The following is a 19,645-nucleotide window of genomic DNA, read 5'->3' on the forward strand; positions in this document are numbered from 1 at the left end:
CATGTTCACCAAGATCCTCATTGCCAACCGCGGCGAGATCGCCTGCCGAGTGGCCGCCACCGCGCGCCGCCTGGGCATCCGCACCGTGGCCGTGCACTCGGACGCCGACGCCTCGTCGCGCCACGTGGCCCTGTGCGACGAAGCGGTTTCGCTGGGCGGCAACACGCCGCAGGAAAGCTACCTGCGCTGGGAGGCCATCCTGGCCGCCGCGCAGGCCACCGGCGCGCAGGCCATCCACCCCGGCTACGGCTTCCTGAGCGAGAACGAGGCCTTTGCCGACGCCTGCGTGGCGGCCGGGCTGGTGTTCATCGGCCCGCCGTCCTCGGCCATCCAGGCCATGGGGCTGAAGGCCGAATCCAAGCGGCTGATGGAAGCGGCCGGTGTGCCGCTGGTGCCGGGCTACCACGGCGCCGACCAGAACCCGGCCCTGCTGCGCGCCGAGGCGCAGCGCATCGGCTACCCGGTGCTCATCAAGGCCAGTGCCGGCGGCGGCGGCAAGGGCATGCGCGTGGTCGAGCGCGACGAAGACTTCGACGCCGCACTGGCCTCCTGCCAGCGCGAGGCCCGCAGCAGTTTCGGCAGCGACGCGGTGCTGGTGGAGCGGTATGTGCAGCGCCCGCGGCACATCGAGATCCAGGTGTTCGGCGACACGCACGGCCAGATCGTGCACCTGTTCGAGCGCGACTGTTCGGTGCAGCGCCGTCACCAGAAGGTGCTGGAAGAAGCGCCCGCCCCCGGCATGACGCCGGCCCTGCGCGAACGCATGGGGCAAGCCGCCGTGGCCGCAGCCAAGGCGGTGAACTACGTGGGCGCCGGCACGGTGGAGTTCATCGTGGAAGGGCTGGAAGGACAGGGGAGCGACGACAGCCGCGCCCGCTTCTACTTCATGGAAATGAACACCCGCCTGCAGGTGGAGCACCCGGTCACCGAGGCCATCACCGGCCAGGACCTGGTGGAGTGGCAGCTGCGCGTGGCCGCCGGCCAGCCGTTGCCGCTGCGCCAGGACCAGCTGACCATGCAGGGCCACGCCATCGAGGCCCGCATTTGCGCCGAGAACCCGGACAACCAGTTCCTGCCGGCCACCGGCACGCTGGCGGTCTACCGCAAGCCGGCCCATGCCGCCTTCGAGCGCGCGCCGGTGCGCTTCGACGACGGCGTTCGCGAGGGCGATGCCATCAGCCCCTACTACGACTCCATGATCGCCAAGCTCATCGTGCACGGCGACACGCGCGCACACGCCCTGGCCCGGCTGGACGCCGCGCTGGCCGAAACCCGCATCGTGGGGCTGCCGAACAATGTGCAGTTCCTGCGCCATGTGGTGGCCAGCCGCTCGTTTGCACAGGCCGATCTGGACACCGCGCTCATCCCGCGCGAGGCGGCGGTGCTGTTCCAGCAGGAGCGCGTGGGCGCGGCGCTGGCCGCAGCGGCAGCCGTGGTCCACCAGTTGCAGACGGAGCAGGCGCAAGAGACGGCCGACCCGTTCTCGCGCCGCGACGGTTTCCGTTCGCACGGCACGCTGGTGCGCCGCTTCGACTTCCGCCATGGCGACCAGCCCGTGGCCGCGCACCTGACCTATGCCCGCGACGGCCTGCAGCTGGCGGTGGGCGAGGGCGCCGCACAAGCGCTGTCGTGGCAGGTGCAGGCCGACGGCATCACCGAGCTGCGCTGGGGCAGCCAGCGCCTGCGGATGCAGGTGTGGCCGCAGGGCGAGGCGCTGCAGGTGTTCACGCCGCAGGGTGCCACCCGCATCGAAGTGGTTGATCCGCTCGCCCACGCCGGCGAGACGGCGGCCGAGGGCGGGCGCCTGACCGCGCCCATGCCGGGCAAGGTGCTGTCGTTTGCGGTGAAGGCCGGCGACACCGTGCGCCAGGGCCAGCCGCTGGCCGTGATGGAGGCCATGAAGATGGAACACACCATCACCGCCCCGGCCGACGGCACCGTGGCCGAGCTGCTGTACGCCCCGGGCGATCAGGTGGCCGAGGGCGCGGCCCTGCTCCAGCTGGTGACAGACTGATCGCGCCGCAGCCCGTAAGCTCGCCGCATGCGCATCACCCTCTGCCTCACCGCCAACAAACCCGAGCCGTGGCAGGCCGGCCTGCAGGCCGCGCTGCCCGGCGCACAGATCGACATCTGGAGCCCCGGCGCGCCGCTGGCCGACCATGCCGTGGTCTGGGCGCCGCCGCAGGCCTTCATCGACGAACAGACGCAGCTCAAGGCGCTGTTCAACATCGGTGCCGGGGTGGACGCGCTGCTCCAGCTGAAGCTGCCGCCGCAGCTCAAGGTGGTGCGGCTGGACGATGCCGGCATGTCGGTGCAGATGGCCGAGTACGTGTGCCACGCCGTCATCCGCCACTTCCGTGAGTTCGACGGTTACGAGGCCGACAGCCGCCAGGGCCGCTGGGGCTACCGCAAGCCGCGCAGCCGCGCCGACTTTGTGGTGGGCGTCATGGGCCTGGGCGTGCTGGGCGAACGGGTGGCCAGGGCGCTGACCACCTTCGAGTTCCCGGTGCACGGCTGGAGCCGCACGCCGCGCAGCATCGAAGGCGTGGTCTGCCACAGCGGCGAAGACCGGCTCGACACCTTCCTGTCGCAGTGCCGCGTGCTGGTGAACCTGCTGCCGCTCACCCCGCAAACCACCGACATCCTCAACCGCCGCACCCTGGGCCGCCTGCAGCCCGGCGGCTATGTGATCAACGTGGCGCGCGGCGCGCATCTGGTGGACGACGACCTGATCGCCTTGCTGGACAGCGGCCATCTGGCCGGCGCCACGCTCGATGTCTTCCGCACCGAACCCCTGCCGCCGGAGCATCCGTTCTGGCGCCATCCCGCCATCACCGTGACGCCGCACACCTCGGCCCGCACGCTGCGCGACGAGAGCATTGTCCAGATCGCCGGCAAGATCCTGCGCCTCGAGCGCGGCGAGCCGGTGGCCGGGCTGGTCGATCCGGTGCGCGGCTACTGAACCGGAGATGTCCATGCCCATTCCCGCCCGTGTGCGTCTGATCGACGTCGGCCCCCGCGACGGCCTGCAGAACGAGAAGCAGCCGGTGCCGGCCGAGGTCAAGATCGAGCTGGTGCACCGCCTGCAGGCCGCCGGCCTGGCCGAGATCGAGGTCACCAGCTATGTGAGCCCCAAGTGGGTGCCGCAGATGGCCGACAACCACGCGGTCATGAGCGGCATCCGCCGCCCGGCCGGTGTGCGCCATTCGGTGCTCACGCCCAACCTCAAGGGCTTCGAGGCCGCGCTGGCCGATGCGCCCGACGAGATCGTGGTGTTCGGTGCCGCCAGCGAAGCCTTCAGCCAGAAGAACATCAACTGCAGCATCGCCGAGAGCATCGAGCGCTTCGCGCCCGTGGTGCAGGCCGCACTCGCTGCCGGCATGGCGGTGCGGGGCGCCATGAGCTGCACCGTGGGCTGCCCGTACGAGGGCGACATTGCGCCCGAGCGCGTGGCGTATCTCGCCGGGCTGATGAAGGGCATCGGCGTTCAGCGCGTGGACGTGGCCGACACCATCGGTGTGGGCACGCCGCGCCGGGTGCAGGCGGCCATGGAAGCCGCGCTGCAGCACTACGGCATCGACGAGGTCAGCGGGCATTTCCACGACACCTACGGCCAGGCCCTGGCCAACACCCTGGCGGCGCTGGAGATGGGCGTGTGGAACTTCCAGGCCTCGGTGGCGGGGCTGGGCGGCTGCCCGTATGCCAGGGGCGCCACCGGCAACGTGGCCAGCGAAGATCTGGTCTTCATGCTGCACGGCATGGGCATCGAGACCGGCATCGATCTGGACGCGCTGGTGGACGCCGGTGCCTGGATCAGTGAACAACTCGGCCGCCCCACCGCCTCGCGCGTGGGCCGCGCGCTGCTGGCCCGCCGGGCCGCCTGAAGGAGACCGCCATGGAATGGCAGGTGTGGATCGCTTACTTCGTGGCCTCGTGGGCCATTGCGCTGTCGCCCGGCTCGGGCGCGGTGCTGTCCATGACGCACGGCCTGGCCTATGGCGTGCGCGGCGCCAGCGCCACCATCCTGGGCCTGCAGGCCGGCCTGGCGGTGATCCTGCTGGTGGCCGGAGCCGGCGTGGGCGCGCTGCTGGTGGCTTCGGCCACCGCCTTCACCGTGGTCAAGGTGGTGGGTGCGGCCTACCTCATGTGGCTGGGCTGGCGGCAGTGGCGGGCGCCGGTGGAGGCGTCGGCGGCCAACACGGCGTCGGATCAGACCGCGCCCATGGGTGCGGCCGCCTCCACTGGCCTGCCACCGGTGCGCCAGCGCCTGGCCATCGGCTTCTTCACCAACGTCACCAACCCCAAGGGCATCGTGTTCATGGTGGCCGTGCTGCCCCAGTTCATCGACCCGGCGCGCCCGCTGTGGCTGCAGCTGCTGGTGCTGCTGGTCACCACCATCGGCGTGGACCTGATCGTCATGCACGGCTACGCCTTCCTGGCCTCGCGCGCCCAGCGCTGGCTGGCCACGGCCCGCGCCCGCCGGGCGCAGAACCGGGTGTTCGGCGGGCTGCTGATGGCCATGGGGGCGAGCCTGTTTCTGGTCAAGCGGGGGGCATAGGTCCCTGCTGGGGTGGCCCGGGCAGGCGAGGGCTCCGTGTGTGCAGGCTTGCGTGTTGATCCCTTCTTTTGTATATTCAATATTCGCAAATCGCGAATATTGAATATATGCAGCTCAAGCCCCAAGATTTCCTGGTGGCCCTCAAGCTCGTCGCTTGGGGTGATCAGCGCTGGACGTATGCCCGGCTGGCGCAGGAGCTGGGGTTGAGCACATCAGAGGCGCATGGCGCCGTCAGGCGGGCGGTGGAGGCGGGGCTGCTGTTGCCCAATCGCGTGGCGCCGGTGCCTGTCGACAGCCAGGGCGCGGCGTCGTTGCAGGAGCCTTCGGGTATTTACCGCGTGACGCGCAACCGTGTCCGCCGAGCACCGGCTGATTCGTCAGAGGGGGACGTCTCCGCCGACAACCCGGTGCGCGTGCACGCCCAGAACCTGGCGGAATTCGCGCTGCATGGCGCGAAGTACGCGTTTCCAGGCGTTCGCATGCCGTTGGCCGTGGGCGTGCCCACCAGTCACAGCGCACCGGCTTTTGCCGGGGTGTTTGCACCCGGCAGCACCGATTTCGTCTGGCCCCACCCCAACGGCTCGGTGCGGGGCATCGGGGTGGAGCCGCTGCACCCCGCTGTGCCGTTTGCCGCCATGCAGGACCCCACGCTGTACGAGCTGCTGGCCCTGTTCGATGCGTTGCGCGTGGGCAAGGCGCGGGAGCGGAACATGGCCATGGAGCGGCTGCGCTCCTTGATCGATCCGAGTGCTCCAGCACCCGCCAGGAAGGCACTCCGTGGCTGACCCGAACGTCGCACTCCTGGTTGCCATGGCACGGGCCATGGGGCCGCTGTGCGAGCAGGTCGTGTTCGTGGGTGGCTGTGCCACCGGCTTGCTGATCGATCAACCCCAGTTGATGGATGTGCGACCCACCGAAGACGTGGACGCCATCGTCGAAGTGGCGTCCCTGGCCGGTTACCACCAGCTGGCGGCCCAACTGTCGGAGCGTGGCTTCCGCCAGACCATGGAAGACAACACCCCGCCATTCCGCTGGTACTGGAACCGCATGCAGCTGGACCTGGTGCCGCTGGACGAAAAGGTGCTGGGCTTCGCCAACCCGTGGTACCGCGACGGCTACGACGCGTCGGTCGTGGCTGAACCGGAGGCCGGCATGGCGCTGAAACATCTGTCAGCGCCGTACTTTCTGGCCACCAAGTTCGAAGCATTCAAAGATCGTGGCAAGAACGACGTGTTCATGAGTCACGATCTCGAAGACATCCTGACGGTGGTGGAAGGACGATCGACGCTGATCGCGGAAGTCGCTGCAGCGCCGGATGACGTGCGGCGGCACATCGCCCGCTCGGTCGCCGGTCTGCTGGTGCTGCCGCCGTTCGCCAATGCCTTGCCCGGCCTGTTGAATGACCCTGCACAGGAAAATCATGTCCGCATGCGGCTACAACGCATGGCCCAATACGTCTGATCCCATGAGCACCCTCACCCCCACCAACCCCTCCACCACCGCCGCCGTGCAGCGCGTCACCGATGCCCTGGCCGCCCTGGGCCATGCGCACGCGCCGGTCATGCTGGACGACGCTGCCCGCACCGCGCAGCAGGCGGCCGATGCCCTGGGCGTGGCCCTGGGGCAGATTGCCAAGAGCATCATCTTCCGCCGCAAGAGCGACGACCGTTCGGTGCTGGTGGTCACCTCCGGCGACCGCCGTGTGGACGAGAAAAAGGTGCAGGCTCTGGTCTGCCCCGAGGGCACGAAGCTGGGCCGCGCCGATGCCGACTTCGTGAAGGCGCGCACCGGGTTCTCGATCGGCGGCGTGTCGCCGCTGGCGCATGCCGAGCCGCCGGTGGTGCTGATCGACCGCGAGTTGTTCCGCTTCGACCGCGTGTGGGCGGCCGCAGGCCATCCGCATGCCGTGTTCCCGCTCACCCCGCAGGAGCTGGAGCGCTACACCGGCGCCCCGGTGGCCGACGTGACGCAGGAGGCCGCATGACCCGCGCCGTGACCTTGCAAGCAGCACGCCAGCGCCAGCCCGGCGTGGTCGCACCGTCGCCCTGCATATCGGTCTGTCGGCTCGACGACGGCAACACCCATTGCGTGGGCTGCCACCGCACGCTGGCCGAGATCGGGGCATGGGCGCGCCTGGACGACGAGGCCAAGCTGGCCGTATGGCGCGACATCGAGGCCCGCCAGGGGATCACGCCATGAAGGACATCCACTTCTTCTACGACCCCATCTCGCCCTACGCGCACCTGGCCTTCCTGGCGCTGCCCCAGGCGCTGGTCGGGCACAGCGTGGCGGTGCACTACCGGCCCATCCTGTTTGCCGGTCTGCTCAAGGCCCATGGCCAGCTCGGCCCGGCCGAGATCGCGCCCAAGCGCGACTGGACCTACCGCCAGGTGCAATGGCTGGCCCATGCCCATGGCCTGCCGCTGCAGATGCCGGCGGCCCATCCCTTCAACCCGCTGGCCGTGCTGCGTCTGGGCCTCGCGGCTGCGCTGCCCGATGCCCCGGGCGAGACCAGCCGCTGGGTCACGGCGCAGCTGTTCGCGCACGTGTGGCAGTCGGGAGGGGCCGACGCCACCGACCCGGCCCGCCTGCAGGCGCTGGAAGACACGCTCAAGGCCCATGTGGCCGAGTGCGGCCGCCCCTGGCAGGACCCGCAGGGCGATGCGGTGCGCCAGCAGCTGCGCGCCAACACCGAAGCGGCCTTGGCCCTCGGCCTGTTCGGCGTGCCGTCGGTGGTGGTGGATGACCGGGTGTTCTGGGGCTTCGATGCCCTGCCCATGGTGTCGGCCTGGCTCGCGGGCGATGACTGGTTCGCCCCCGGCGGCGCCTGGGACACAGCGGCCGCCCTGCCGGCGGCGGTGCAGCGGCCGCGCTGAAGACGCCCGCGTTGCGGCTCAACCGTCCAGGGCGTCGGCCAGGCTGAGCATCTCACCGGTGCGGGCCGCCTCGTAGCCCTGCAGGCCGGCCACCCGCGCGCGGAACGCGGTGGACCGCAGCACCGCCAGCACCGGCTTGAGTTCGTCGCGCTCCAGCGCGTCGGCCGGCAGCGCAAAGAAGTAGCGCTCCTTGAGCAGCGGAATGAAGTGCAGGCCGAAGCGGTGCGCGGCGGTCTGCACGCCCATGCCCACATCGGCCATGCCGCTGGCCACGAAGGCGGCCACGGCGGCGTGGGTGAGCTCGGTGCTGTCGTAGCCGCTCACCTGTCGGGGCGCGATGCCGTGGCGCTGCAACAGCAGGTCGGTCAGCACCCGGGTGCCCGAGCCTTCGGGCCGGTTGACGAAGCGCAGGTCGCTGCGCGCCAGATCGGCCACGCCCCGCACGCCCAGCGGGTTGCCCGCCGCCACGAACAGGCCCTGTGTGCGCACCGCCAGGTGCACCAGCCGGTGCTGGTGGCGGTCGAGCCAGGGCGCGTAGCGCGCGGCGGCAGCCGCCTGGAACTCGCCCAGCGGCAGGTGGAAGCCGGCCAGTTCGCAGTCGCCCTGGGCGAGTGCGGCCACGGCTTCCAGGCTGTTGCGGTAGCGCACCTCCACCCGCACCGCGCGGGCCGCCAGCTGTTCGCGCAGCGCGGCCACCGCAAAGCCGTGGCTGGCGTGCAGGCGCGGCACGGCGCGGCGGCGGCGCTGCACCCGGCCGAGCTCGCCTTCCACCTCGGCGGCCAGCGTCTCCAGCAGGGGCTGCAGGCGGGCGGCGATGCGCGCATCGGCCCACACCAGACGCTGCGCCAGCTCGGTCGGCACCGAGCCCTGGCCCCGGCCGCGTTCCAGCAGGGGCTGGCCCAGCACCGCCTCGGCCTGCCGCAGCAGGCCCCAGGCATGCCGGTACGACAGGCCCAGGTCGCGCCCGGCCTGCGCGATGCTGCCGCCCGCCTGTATGCCGCCCAGCAGTTGCAGCAGCAGGCCGGCATCGAGCGCCGGGCCGTCGTCGGGGCCGATCTGCCAGCGGGTGTCGAGCTGAATGCGCATGGGTCGAGTTTATGCACGGATCGACATATTTGAATCGGCCCCCGGTGCTACCCTGCGCCGCATGAGCCCGACCCCGTCCCCCGTCATCCCCATCCACCCGGTCGCCACCGACACCGGCACCGGTCGCCGCCGCCCCGGCTTCACGCCCAAGGGCCGGCAGGTGGATGCGGCCGCCCGCGCCCGCGTACTGGCGCTGTGCGAAGGGCTGGCGCCCCGGGCCGATCTGCTGATCGAGCATCTGCACCGTCTCAATGATGCCGAAGGCGCGCTGCGCCGGGGCCAGCTGGCTGCGCTGGCCGAACACCTGCGCCTGAGCCAGGTCGAGGTGTTCGAGGTGGCGAGCTTCTACCACCACTTCCGCATCGTCGACGACACCGACGCGGTGCCTGCTGTGACCGTGCGGGTGTGCAACAGCCTCTCGTGCGCCATGGCCGGTGCCGACGGCTTGCTGGCGGCCACGCAGCAGGCCCTGGACGGGCAGCCGGTGGCGGTGGAAGCCGCACCCTGCATCGGCCTGTGCCACGGCGCACCGGCCGCCTGCGTGGGCCAGCACCGCCTGCCCCATGCCACCGCCCAGGCCATTGCAGACGCTGTGACCGAAGGCCGCGTGCACGCCCTGCCGCTGCCCGCGCCGGTGCCGGGCCAGTGGCGTCAGCTGCAACGCCTGCTGGTTGGCGAGGTGACCGCCGATGCGGTGCTGGCCGAACTCAAGGCCTCGAACCTGCGCGGCCTGGGCGGCGCGGGCTTCCCGGCGTGGCGCAAGTGGGAAACGGTGCGGGCCCAGCCCGGACCCCGCATGGGCGTGGTCAACATCGACGAGGGCGAGGTCGGCACCTTCAAGGACGCCGCCGTGCTGGCCGAGGGCATTCCGCAGGTGCTGGAGGGTGTGCTGATCGCCGCCGAGGTGGTGGGCCTGGAACACGTGTGGCTGTACCTGCGCGACGAATACCACGACGCCCGCGCGCTGCTGCAGACCGAGCTGGACCGGCTCGATGCCGACCTGGCCCCGCTGCGCGCGCGCTTCCCGCACTGGACGCCACCCCGCATCGAACTGCGCCGGGGCGCCGGCGCCTACATCTGCGGCGAGGAATCGGCGCTGATCGAATCCATCGAGGGCCGGCGCGGTCTGCCGCGCCTCAAGCCCCCCATCGTGGCGCTGCACGGCGTGTTCGGCCGGCCCACGCTGGCGCACAACCTGGAGACGCTGTGGTGGGTGCCCGCCATCGTGGAACACGGCGGGGCCTGGCTGGCCGGGCAGGGCCGGCGCGGGCGCAGCGGGCTGCGTCGCTTCTCGGTGTCGGGCCGGGTGGCGCGGCCGGGCGTGCACCTGGCGCCGGCCGGCATCACGCTGCGCGAACTGATCGACGAGCACTGCGGCGGCATGGCGCCGGGCCACACGCTCAAGGCCTGGCTGCCGGGTGGTGCCTCGGGCGGCATCCTGCCGGCCTCGCTGGCCGATGTGCCGCTGGACTTCGACACCCTGGCCGAACACGGCGCCTTCGTGGGCTCCATGGCGGTGGTGGTGCTGGGCCACACCGACAGCGTGCGCGACGCCGCGCTCAACCTCATGCGCTTCTTCGAGCACGAATCCTGCGGTCAGTGCACACCCTGCCGCGCCGGCACCACCCGCGCGGTGGAACTCATGCAGGCCCCGGTGTGGGATGTGGAGGTGCTGGGCGAACTCTCGGCCGTGATGCGGGACGCCAGCATCTGCGGCCTGGGCCAGGCCGCGCCCAACCCCATGGACAGCGTGCTGCGCTTCTTTCCTGAGGAAGCCGGCCTGAACACGGGTCTGCCCGGGAGCGCCGCATGAACCCGATCAGCTTCACCCTGGACGGTCATGCCGTCACCGCGCAACCCGGCGAAAGCCTGCTCGATGTGGCGCAACGCTGCGGCACCGAACTGCCCCATCTGTGCCACACCGACGGCCTGCGCAGCCCGGGCAACTGCCGCGCCTGCGTGGTGGAAGTGCAGGGCGAACGCGTGCTGGCGCCCTCGTGCTGCCGCGCCCCGGCCGAGGGCATGGTGGTGCACACCGGCTCCGAGCGTGCCACCCGCGCCCGCCGCACCGTGCTGGAACTGTTGCTGGCCGATGCGCCGGCCACCACCACGCTCAAGCACGACAGCGAACTCGCTGCCTGGGCCGACCACGCCGGCGCCCGGCCCGACCGCTTCCCGGCCCGTGCGCCGGTGGGCCACGACACCTCGCACCCGGCGATGGCGGTCAACCTCGACGCCTGCATCCAGTGCACCCGCTGCATCCGCGCCTGCCGCGAGGAGCAGGGCAACGATGTGCTGGGCCTGGCCTTCCGGGGCGGCCATGCGCAGATCGTGTTCGACCAGGCCGACCCCATGGGCCAGAGCACCTGCGTGGCCTGCGGCGAATGCGTGCAGGCCTGCCCCACCGGCGCCATCGCCCCGGCGCACGGCGTGTTCTCCAGGCCGGCGCAGCAGCAGGTGGATTCGGTCTGCCCGTTCTGTGGCGTGGGCTGCCAGCTCACCTACCACGTGAGCGACGACCGCATCCAGCACGTGGCGGGTGCGCAAGGCCCGGCCAACGAGGGGCGTTTGTGTGTGAAGGGCCGCTTCGGTTTCGACTACGCCCACAGCCCCGAGCGCCTGACGGTGCCGCTGATCCGCAAGCCCGGCGTGCCCAAGGACCCGGTGGACGTGCGCCGGCGCGACTGGCGCAAGCTGTTCCGCGAAGCCACCTGGGACGAGGCGCTGGACGCCGCTGCCGCCGGCCTGCGGCGCGCGCGCGACGCACAGCCCGCCACCGGCCGCAACGCTGCCGTGGCCGGTTTCGGATCGGCCAAGGGCACCAACGAAGAGGCCTACCTGTTCCAGAAGCTGATCCGCAGCGCCTTTGCCACCCACAACGTCGACCACTGCACCCGCCTGTGCCATGCCTCCAGCGTGGCCGCGCTGATGGAGGGCCTGGGCTCGGCCGTGGTCACCAACCCGCTGCGCGATGTGCAGCACGCCGACTTCGTGCTGCTGATCGGCGCCAACCCGGCGCAGAACCACCCGGTGGGCGCGAGCTGGATCAAGAACGCGGTCAGGCGCGGCACCCGGCTGGTGCTGGCCGACCCGCGCCGCACCGAGCTGGCCCGCCATGCCCACACGCACCTGGCCTTCCACCCCGGCACCGACGTGGCCCTGCTCAATGCGATGCTGCACGTCATCATTGAAGAGGGCCTGACCGACCCGGCCTACATTGCCGCCCACACGCTCGACTTCGAGCAGCTGCGCGCCCACGTGGCCGACTTCCCGCCCGAGGCCATGGCACCGGTCTGCGGCATCCCGGCCGACACCCTGCGCGAGGTGGCCCGCGCTTATGCCCAGGCCCGCAACAGCATGATCCTGTGGGGCATGGGCGTGAGCCAGCACACCCACGGCACCGACAACGCCCGTTGCCTGATCGCGCTGGCCCTGGTCACCGGCCACATCGGCCGGCCCGGCACCGGCCTGCATCCGCTGCGCGGCCAGAACAATGTGCAGGGCGCCAGCGACGCCGGCCTCATTCCCATGGTGCTGCCCGACTACCACCGGGTCAGCGACGCGGCCTCGCGCGCACAGGCTGAGCGCCTGTGGGGCCTGGCCCCGGGCAGCCTGGGCAGCGAGCCGGGGCTGACTGTGGTGGAAATCATCGACGCCGCACACGCGGGCCGCATCAAGGCCATGCTGATCCAGGGCGAGAACCCGGCCATGAGCGACCCCGACGCCACCCATGCCCGCGAGGCCCTGGCCGGGCTGGACCACCTGGTGGTGCAGGACATCTTCCTCACCGAGACCGCGGCCCTGGCCGACGTGGTGCTGCCCGCCACCGCCTGGCCCGAGAAGACCGGCAGCGTCACCAACACCGACCGCTGCGTGCAGCTCGGCCGCAAGGCGGTGCCGTCGCCCGGCCAGGCGCGGGCCGATGCGTGGATCACCGAACAGCTCGCGCTGCGGCTCGGCCTGCACTGGGGCTACGGCATCGCACCCGACGGCACGGCCACGGCGGATGCACGCCAGGGCATCGGCGCGGTGTTCGAGGAAATGCGCTCGCTCATGCCCAGCATCGCCGGCCTGTCGTGGGCCCGGCTGCAGCGCGAGGGCGCGGTCACCTACCCGGTGAGCGACGAGGCCGATCCCGGCCACCCGGTGGTGTTCACCGACGGCTTCCCCACGCCCAGCGGCCGCGCCACCCTGGTGCCGGCCGAGCTGCGGGCACCGGCGGAACAGCCCGACGCCGAATTCCCGCTGGTGCTCATCACCGGGCGCCAGCTGGAGCACTGGCACACCGGCAGCATGACCCGCCGCGCCACCGTGCTGGACGCCCTGGAGCCGGCCCCGGTGGTCAGCCTGCACCCCGACACCGCCGCCCGCCTGGGCCTGGGCGCGGGCGATGCTGCCCAGGTGCGGTCGCGCCGCGGCAGCGTGCAGCTGCCGGTGCGGCTGGACGCCGGCATGCCGGCCGATGCGGCCTTCATTCCCTTCGCCTATGCCGAGGCGGCGGCCAACCTGCTGACCAACCCGGCACTCGACCCGGTGGGCAAGATCGCCGAGCTCAAGTACTGCGCCGTGGCGGTGCGGCCGGCCACCGTGCCGGCCTGAAAGGCGCACGGCGGCGTGGGGTCGGGCGGGCCTCCCTAGAATGGTCCGCCCTTGCCCCTGGAGCCGCACCATGTCCGATGAACGCCCCGTGTCCGACCCCGCCGCCGCCGAACCCCTGCCGGGCGACGAGGGCACCGGGCTGATCCGCATCCGGGGGGCGCGCCAGCACAACCTCAAGAACCTCGATCTGGACATCCGCACCGGTGAACTCACCGTGGTGACCGGGCCCAGCGGCTCGGGCAAGTCCAGCCTGGTGTTCGACACCCTGTTCGCCGAAGGCCAGCGGCGCTACGTGGAGACCTTCAGCGCTTACGCACGGCAGTTCCTGGACCGCATGGACAAGCCGGCGGTGGACCGGGTGGAAGGCGTGCCGCCGGCCATTGCCATCGACCAGACCAACCCGGTGCGCAGCTCGCGCTCCACCGTGGGCACCATGACCGAGCTGAACGACCACCTCAAGCTGCTCATGGCCCGGGGTGCGGCGCTGTTCGACCGGGATACCGCACTGCCGGTGCGGCACGACACGCCCGAGACCATCCTGGCCGAGCTGCAGCGCCGGGTGGCCAGCGCCGAGGCCGGGACCGACCCGCGTCTGGTCGTCACCTTCCCGGTGGAGCTGCCGGCCAACACCAGCGCCGAGGAAGTGGAACAGTGGTTGTCGGCCAGTGGCTACACCCGGGTGCAGGCCGAACGCGTGGTGCAGCGCGGCGAGGCCTCGGTCAAGCTGCTCGACGTGGTGGCCGACCGCTTCCGCCTGGGCAATGCCGAACCCGCCCGTGTGATGGAGGCCATCGAGACCGGCCTGAAACGCGGCAGCGGCCAGCTCACGGTGCATGTGGCGCCCGCCGAGGGCGAAGAACGCATCTGGAAATTCAGCACCGGTCTGCACTGCCCGGAGAGCGACATCCGCTATGCCGACCCGGCGCCGTCCATGTTCTCGTTCAACTCGCCGGCCGGCGCCTGCGAGGCCTGCCGCGGCTTCGGCCGGGTGATCGGGGTGGACTACGGCCTGGTCATCCCCAACGACAAGCTCACGCTGCGCTCGGGCGCCATCAAGGTGTTCCAGACCCCGGCCTGGAAGGAATGCCAGGACGACCTGATGCGCCACGCCGAGGCCAGCGGCATTCCGCGCGACACCCCCTGGGCCAAGCTGACGCCGGAGCAGCAGCACTGGGTGAAGCACGGCTCGCCGCAGTGGAACGGCAAGTGGAACCAGCACTGGTACGGCGTGGACCGGTTCTTCGAGTACCTGGAGAGCAAGGCCTACAAGATGCACATCCGGGTGCTGCTGTCCAAGTACCGCAGCTACACCGAATGCCCGAGCTGCAGCGGGGCGCGGCTGAAGACCGAGAGCCTGCTGTGGCGCATCGGCTCCAAGGCGCAGGCCGATGCGGTGCTGCCGCCCGAGAAGCGGTTCATGCCGAACGGGGTGCAGTGGTCGAGGGCGCAGCTGGAGGCGTTGCCGGGCTTGTGCCTGCACGACCTGATGTTGTTGCCGCTGTCGTCGTTGCGGGGGTTCTTTGCTTCGTTGGCCGAGACCGCGTCGGGGGCGGGTGCCCCGGGCTCCTCATACGGCGCGCCCAAATCGTCGCCCGGGGCACCCGCCCCCGACGCTCATGGGGCGGCGCCGAACGTCATCTCTCGAAGCCATATGACCGGCGAACAGCAGGCCCTGAACCTCCTGTTCACCGAGATCAACACCCGCCTGCGCTACCTCTGCGAGGTCGGCATCGGTTACCTCACGCTCGATCGTCAGAGCCGCACCCTCAGCGGCGGCGAGGTGCAGCGCATCAACCTCACCACTGCCCTGGGCACCTCGCTGGTCAACACCCTGTTCGTGCTGGACGAGCCCAGCATCGGCCTGCACCCGCGCGACATGGCCCGCATCAATGATGCGATGCTGCGCCTGCGCGATGCCGGCAACACGCTGGTCGTGGTCGAGCACGACCCGGCTGTGATGCTGGCCGCCGACCGCCTGATCGACATGGGCCCTGGCCCCGGTGAGCGCGGCGGGCAGATCGTGTTCGACGGCACACCGCACGCCATCCGCAGCGCCGACACCCTCACCGGTGCCTACCTGGGTGGCCGCAAGACCATCGGCATGGGCTTCAAGCGGGCGGTGACCGACAGCACGCCGCGCCTCATCCTGGAAGGCGCGCGCGAGCACAACCTGCAGAACGTGTCGGTGGAGATTCCGCTGCAACGCCTGGTGGTGGTGACCGGTGTGTCGGGTTCCGGCAAGTCCAGCCTGGTGCAGGACGTGCTGGCCCCCGCGCTCATGCGGCACTTCGGCCAGTCCACCGAAACCCCGGGCGCGCACGACCGCCTGCTGGGCGCCGAGCAGCTGGGCGATGTGGTGTTCGTCGACCAGTCGCCCATCGGCAAGACGGCGCGTTCCAACCCGGTGAGCTATGTGGGCGCGTGGGACGCCATCCGCGCCCTGTTCGCCGATGCGCCGCTGGCCCGCCAGCGCAGCTACACGCCGGCCAAGTTCAGCTTCAACAGCGGCGACGGGCGCTGCCCCACCTGCGGCGGCTCCGGCTTCGAGCATGTGGAGATGCAGTTCCTGAGCGACGTGTACCTGCGCTGCCCGGACTGTGACGGCCGCCGTTACCGGCCCGAGATCCTGGAAGTCACCATCACCCGCGACGGCCACAGCATGAACGTGGCCGACGTGCTGGAGCTCACCGTGAGCGAGGCCGCACAGCGCTTTGCCGGCGACCGCGAGGTCATCCGTGCGCTGCAGCCCATCGTGGATGTGGGCCTGGAATACGTGCGGCTGGGTCAGCCGGTGCCCACGCTATCGGGCGGCGAGGCGCAGCGCCTCAAGCTCGCCGGCTTCCTGGCCGAGGCCGCCAAGTCGGCCAGTGCGAGCCGCCAGCCGCTCTCGCGCAAGGGCACGCTGTTCCTGTTCGACGAGCCCACCACCGGCCTGCACTTCGACGACATCGCCAAGCTCATGCGCAGCCTGCGCAAGCTGCTGGACGCCGGCCATTCGCTGGTCGTGATCGAGCACAACCTGGACGTGATCCGCGCCGCCGACTGGCTGATCGATCTGGGTCCCGAGGGCGGTTCGGGCGGCGGCCTGATCGTGGCGGAAGGCCCGCCGGAAGAGGTGCGTCTGCACCCCACCAGCCACACCGCCCAGGCCCTGCGCGAATACGCCGAGGCCATGGACGGCGCCGCCCTGGCGGCCGAACCTGCGCCGCGCCTGCGCCCGGCGGTGGCCGAGCATGCCGATGCCATCCGCATCGTCAATGCCAAGGAACACAACCTCAAGAGCCTGAGCGTGGACATACCGCGCGGCAAGTTCAACGTCATCTCCGGCGTCAGCGGATCGGGCAAGAGCACGCTGGCCTTCGACATCCTGTTCAACGAAGGCCAGCGGCGCTACCTGGAGAGCCTCAATGCCTACGCCCGCAGCATCGTGCAGCCGGCCGGCCGGCCCGAGGTGGACGCGGTGTACGGCATCCCGCCCACCGTGGCCATCGAGCAGCGGCTCTCGCGCGGCGGCCGCAAGTCCACCGTGGGCACCACCACCGAGGTCTGGCACTTCCTGCGCCTGCTGTACGTGAAGCTGGGCACCCAGCACTGCGTGCACGACGGCGCGGCCGTCATGCCGCAAAGCCCGGACAGCATTGCAGCCGCCATCCTGCGCCGCTACGCCGGCCAGCACATCGGCCTGCTGGCACCGCTGGTGGTCAACCGCAAGGGTGTGTACACCGAGCTGGCCGACTGGGCCCGCCCGCGTGGCCACACCCACCTGCGGGTGGACGGCGAGTTCCTGCCCACCACCGGCTTCCCGCGCATCGACCGTTTCAAGGAACACACCATCGAACTGCCGGTGGCCGACTTCGTGGTCGACCCGGCGCAGGAGGCCGTGCTGCGCGACGCCATTGCGCGCACCCTGGAACTGGGCAAGGGCACGCTGACCGTGCTGCACCCGCTGGACGAACTGGCCGGCGCGCTGCAGGCCGGCCGCAGCACGCGCGACATCGGCCGGGTGGAGAGCTTCTCCACCACCCGCGCCTGCCCCATCTGCGCCACCAGCTACCCCGAACTCGACCCGCGCCTGTTCTCCTACAACAGCAAGCACGGCTGGTGTCCGGACTGCGTGGGCACCGGCGTGCGCCTGAGCCGCGAGCAGCGCAAGGTGCTGGACGACTCGGTGCGCGACGACCGCGAGAAAGGCCGCGAACAGAGCTTTGCCGAGCCCGAGGTGGAGGACATCACCGACGAGGTCTGCCCCACCTGCGAAGGCACACGCCTGAACGCCCAGGCCCGGGCCGTGAAGTTCGGCGGCGTGGGCATCACCGAGATCGCTCGCCTGTCGGTGGGCGAGGTGCGCCAGCGCGTGCGGCAGATGATGGAGGGCGCCGTGCTGTCGGGCCGCGAGGCCGACATCGCCCGCGACCTGCTGCCCGAAATCGAAAGCCGCCTCGCCTTCCTGGAAGACGTGGGCCTGAGCTACCTCACGCTGGACCGGGGCGCGCCCTCGCTCTCCGGTGGCGAGGCCCAGCGCATCCGCCTGGCCGCGCAGCTGGGCAGCCACCTGCAGGGCGTGTGCTACGTGCTGGACGAGCCCACCATCGGCCTGCATGCCCGCGACAACCGCATCCTGCTGGACGCGCTGCACAAGCTGGGCGGGCAGGGCAACACGCTGGTGGTGGTGGAGCACGACGAAGACACCATCCGCCGGGCCGACCACATCATCGACATCGGACCCAGTGCCGGCCGGCGTGGGGGCAGGGTGGTGGCGCAGGGGTCTGTCTCCGATCTCTCTGCTTCACCGGAATCCTTGACGGGGCGGTATCTGCTGCATGCGATGAAGCATCCTCTGCAGGCTCGCCGTTTGGTGGTTTCGCTCGCCGGGGATGGGGTGGCCCCGGGCTCCTCATACGGCGAGCCCAAATCGTCGCCCGGGGCCACCACGTCCGCCGCCCCCCAGCAACAGCCCGTTGACCAGTGGATCGAAGTCAAAGGCGCGAACCTCCACAACCTCCAGAACGTCGACGCCAAAGTCCCCCTGCGCCGCCTGGTGGTGGTCACCGGCGTCTCCGGCTCCGGCAAATCCACCCTCGCCCGCGACGTGCTGCTCACCAACGTTGCCGCCGCCGTCACCGCCCGCAGCACCGCCGCCGGCCGCAAGGCATGGGACGCGGGCGAACGCCCGGCCTGGGTCGGCTGCCAGCGCGTGCTCGGCACCGAACCGGTGGACCGCGTGCTGGAAGTGGACCAGACCCCCGTCGGCAAGACCCCGCGCAGCTGCCCCGCCACCTACATCGGCTTCTGGGACACGGTGCGCAAACTGTTCGCCGACACGCTGGAAGCCAAGGCCCGCGGCTACGGGCCGGGGCGGTTCTCGTTCAACACCGGCGCCGGCCGCTGCCCCACCTGCGAAGGCCAGGGCATGCGCACCATCGAGATGAGCTTCCTGCCCGACGTGAAGGTGCCCTGCGAGACCTGCCGTGGGGCGCGCTTCAACGTCGAGACCCTGGCCGTGACCTGGCGCGGCAAGAGCGTGGGCGATGTGCTGCAGATGGCGGTGGACGAGGCGGTGGAGTTTTTCGCCAGCATGCCGGCCATCAGCCACCCGCTGCAGCTGCTCAAGGACGTGGGCCTGGGCTACCTCACGCTGGGTCAGCCCAGCCCCACCTTGAGTGGCGGCGAGGCGCAGCGCATCAAGCTGGTGACCGAACTCTCCAAGGTGCGCGACGAGGTGGGCCGCCGGGGCCAGAAGGCGCCGCACACGCTGTACGTGCTGGACGAACCCACGGTCGGTCTGCACATGGCCGATGTGGAAAAACTCATCCGTGTGCTGCACCGGCTGGTGGATGGCGGCCACAGTGTGGTCGTCATCGAACACGACCTCGACGTCATGGCCGAAGCCGACTGGATCATCGACCTCGGCCCCGAGGGCGGGTCGGGCGGCGGCCGTATCGTGGCGGCGGCATCGCCGGACGAGGTGGTGCGGCTGGACACCCACACCGGCCGCGTGCTGGGGCCGGTGCTGGCGCGGGGGTGATCACGCCCGCTGCCCGGGGCCTCAGCGCCCCGGCAGCGGCAGCGCCGTCTTGTAGCGCACCTGTTTGAGGGTGAAGCTGGAGCGGATCTTCTCGATCTCCGGGATGGGCGCCAGCCGGTCCAGGATGAAGCGTTCCAGCGCGGCCATGTCGGCCACCACCACGCGGATCAGGTAGTCGGAATCGCCGGTCATGAGGTAGCACTCCATCACCTCTTCGTGGTCGGCAATGCCGGCCTCGAAGCGGGCCAGGGCTTCCTTGCTCTGGGTCTTGAGGCTGATGTTGATGAACACGCTCAGGCCCAGCCCCAGGCGGGCCGGGTCCACCAGGGCCACATAGCGGCGGATCAGGCCCGACTGCTCCATGGCCTTGACCCGGGCCAGGCAGGGCGAGGGCGACAGACCGACCCGCCGCGCCAGCTCCACGTTGGAGAGCGAGCCGTCGTGCTGGAGCTCGTGCAGGATGCGGCGGTCGATCGGGTCCATGGCGGTTTGTGCTTTCTG

General features: G+C 70.8%; 14 protein-coding genes. 12 read left to right on the plus strand and 2 right to left on the minus strand.

The features are described 5' to 3' along the window. Position 1 precedes the first annotated feature (1 nt). The 9 genes from WD026_RS15530 (at position 2) to WD026_RS15570 (ending at position 7,434) form a co-directional block, all read left to right on the plus strand. The gene (locus WD026_RS15530) at positions 2-2,014 is read left to right on the plus strand and encodes a biotin carboxylase N-terminal domain-containing protein (RefSeq protein WP_425724559.1); all 2,013 of its coding nucleotides are present in this window, start codon (positions 2-4) and stop codon (positions 2,012-2,014) included. 27 nt (positions 2,015-2,041) lie between these two features. Next, complete coding sequence (locus WD026_RS15535; protein WP_425724560.1) at positions 2,042-2,962, plus strand: 2-hydroxyacid dehydrogenase; 921 nt, start codon at positions 2,042-2,044, stop codon at positions 2,960-2,962. A 13-nt stretch (positions 2,963-2,975) separates the two neighbouring features. Continuing rightward, complete coding sequence (locus WD026_RS15540; protein ID WP_425724561.1) at positions 2,976-3,884, plus strand: hydroxymethylglutaryl-CoA lyase; 909 nt, start codon at positions 2,976-2,978, stop codon at positions 3,882-3,884. Between the two features lie 11 nt (positions 3,885-3,895). Continuing rightward, positions 3,896-4,558 carry a LysE family transporter gene (locus WD026_RS15545; protein ID WP_425724562.1) on the plus strand — a complete coding sequence of 221 codons (663 nt, stop codon included), beginning with the start codon at positions 3,896-3,898 and terminating at the stop codon, positions 4,556-4,558. A 107-nt stretch (positions 4,559-4,665) separates the two neighbouring features. Beyond that, the gene (locus WD026_RS15550; protein WP_425724563.1) at positions 4,666-5,343 is read left to right on the plus strand and encodes a hypothetical protein; all 678 of its coding nucleotides are present in this window, start codon (positions 4,666-4,668) and stop codon (positions 5,341-5,343) included. Next, positions 5,336-6,019 carry a hypothetical protein gene (locus tag WD026_RS15555; RefSeq protein WP_425724564.1) on the plus strand — a complete coding sequence of 228 codons (684 nt, stop codon included), beginning with the start codon at positions 5,336-5,338 and terminating at the stop codon, positions 6,017-6,019. Before WD026_RS15550 ends, WD026_RS15555 begins: the two co-directional genes overlap by 8 nt. 4 nt (positions 6,020-6,023) lie before the next feature. Further along, positions 6,024-6,542: a YbaK/EbsC family protein gene (locus WD026_RS15560; protein WP_425724565.1), complete on the plus strand. Its 519-nt coding sequence runs from the start codon at positions 6,024-6,026 to the stop codon at positions 6,540-6,542. Beyond that, entirely contained in the window at positions 6,539-6,757 is a 219-nt protein-coding gene (locus WD026_RS15565) for a DUF1289 domain-containing protein (RefSeq protein ID WP_425724566.1), read from the plus strand. The genes WD026_RS15560 and WD026_RS15565 overlap by 4 nt, the downstream gene beginning before the upstream one ends. Continuing rightward, on the plus strand, positions 6,754-7,434 hold the full coding sequence (locus tag WD026_RS15570; protein ID WP_425724567.1) for a 2-hydroxychromene-2-carboxylate isomerase: 681 nt from the start codon (positions 6,754-6,756) through the stop codon (positions 7,432-7,434). Before WD026_RS15565 ends, WD026_RS15570 begins: the two co-directional genes overlap by 4 nt. An 18-nt stretch (positions 7,435-7,452) precedes the next feature. On the opposite strand, the gene WD026_RS15575 is transcribed toward WD026_RS15570, so the two are convergent. Continuing rightward, positions 7,453-8,520: a substrate-binding domain-containing protein gene (locus WD026_RS15575; RefSeq protein WP_425724568.1), complete on the minus strand. Its 1,068-nt coding sequence runs from the start codon at positions 8,518-8,520 to the stop codon at positions 7,453-7,455. 61 nt (positions 8,521-8,581) lie between these two features. Between WD026_RS15575 and WD026_RS15580 the strand changes: the two genes are divergently transcribed. The 3 genes from WD026_RS15580 (at position 8,582) to uvrA (ending at position 19,144) form a co-directional block, all read left to right on the plus strand. Then, positions 8,582-10,333: an NADH-ubiquinone oxidoreductase-F iron-sulfur binding region domain-containing protein gene (locus WD026_RS15580; protein WP_425724569.1), complete on the plus strand. Its 1,752-nt coding sequence runs from the start codon at positions 8,582-8,584 to the stop codon at positions 10,331-10,333. Continuing rightward, a complete protein-coding gene (gene fdhF / locus WD026_RS15585) occupies positions 10,330-13,119 on the plus strand; it encodes a formate dehydrogenase subunit alpha (RefSeq protein ID WP_425724570.1) in 2,790 nt (929 codons plus the stop codon). The genes WD026_RS15580 and fdhF overlap by 4 nt, the downstream gene beginning before the upstream one ends. A gap of 70 nt (positions 13,120-13,189) precedes the next feature. After that, positions 13,190-19,144 (plus strand): excinuclease ABC subunit UvrA, encoded by a 5,955-nt coding sequence (uvrA, locus tag WD026_RS15590; protein ID WP_425724571.1) that lies wholly within the window; start codon positions 13,190-13,192, stop codon positions 19,142-19,144. 21 nt (positions 19,145-19,165) lie between these two features. On the opposite strand, the gene WD026_RS15595 is transcribed toward uvrA, so the two are convergent. Then, positions 19,166-19,627 (minus strand): Lrp/AsnC family transcriptional regulator, encoded by a 462-nt coding sequence (locus tag WD026_RS15595; RefSeq protein WP_086121707.1) that lies wholly within the window; start codon positions 19,625-19,627, stop codon positions 19,166-19,168. Positions 19,628-19,645: the final 18 nt, after the last annotated feature.

Source organism: Hydrogenophaga sp. R2, assembly GCF_049843595.1.
In the GTDB taxonomy this organism is placed as follows: domain Bacteria; phylum Pseudomonadota; class Gammaproteobacteria; order Burkholderiales; family Burkholderiaceae_C; genus Hydrogenophaga.

What these genes read in the sequence shown, in the direction of transcription:
- WD026_RS15540 (WP_425724561.1), top strand. Translation starts at nt 2,976, where the DNA reads ATGCCCATTCCCGCCCGTGTGCGTCTGATCGACGTCGGCCCCCGCGAC.
- WD026_RS15535 (WP_425724560.1), top strand. Translation starts at nt 2,042, where the DNA reads ATGCGCATCACCCTCTGCCTCACCGCCAACAAACCCGAGCCGTGGCAG.
- WD026_RS15550 (WP_425724563.1), top strand. Translation starts at nt 4,666, where the DNA reads ATGCAGCTCAAGCCCCAAGATTTCCTGGTGGCCCTCAAGCTCGTCGCT.
- WD026_RS15530 (WP_425724559.1), top strand. Translation starts at nt 2, where the DNA reads ATGTTCACCAAGATCCTCATTGCCAACCGCGGCGAGATCGCCTGCCGA.
- WD026_RS15580 (WP_425724569.1), top strand. Translation starts at nt 8,582, where the DNA reads ATGAGCCCGACCCCGTCCCCCGTCATCCCCATCCACCCGGTCGCCACC.
- WD026_RS15595 (WP_086121707.1), bottom strand. Translation starts at nt 19,627, where the DNA reads ATGGACCCGATCGACCGCCGCATCCTGCACGAGCTCCAGCACGACGGC.
- WD026_RS15560 (WP_425724565.1), top strand. Translation starts at nt 6,024, where the DNA reads ATGAGCACCCTCACCCCCACCAACCCCTCCACCACCGCCGCCGTGCAG.
- WD026_RS15570 (WP_425724567.1), top strand. Translation starts at nt 6,754, where the DNA reads ATGAAGGACATCCACTTCTTCTACGACCCCATCTCGCCCTACGCGCAC.
- WD026_RS15545 (WP_425724562.1), top strand. Translation starts at nt 3,896, where the DNA reads ATGGAATGGCAGGTGTGGATCGCTTACTTCGTGGCCTCGTGGGCCATT.
- uvrA (WP_425724571.1), top strand. Translation starts at nt 13,190, where the DNA reads ATGTCCGATGAACGCCCCGTGTCCGACCCCGCCGCCGCCGAACCCCTG.
- WD026_RS15565 (WP_425724566.1), top strand. Translation starts at nt 6,539, where the DNA reads ATGACCCGCGCCGTGACCTTGCAAGCAGCACGCCAGCGCCAGCCCGGC.
- fdhF (WP_425724570.1), top strand. Translation starts at nt 10,330, where the DNA reads ATGAACCCGATCAGCTTCACCCTGGACGGTCATGCCGTCACCGCGCAA.
- WD026_RS15575 (WP_425724568.1), bottom strand. Translation starts at nt 8,520, where the DNA reads ATGCGCATTCAGCTCGACACCCGCTGGCAGATCGGCCCCGACGACGGC.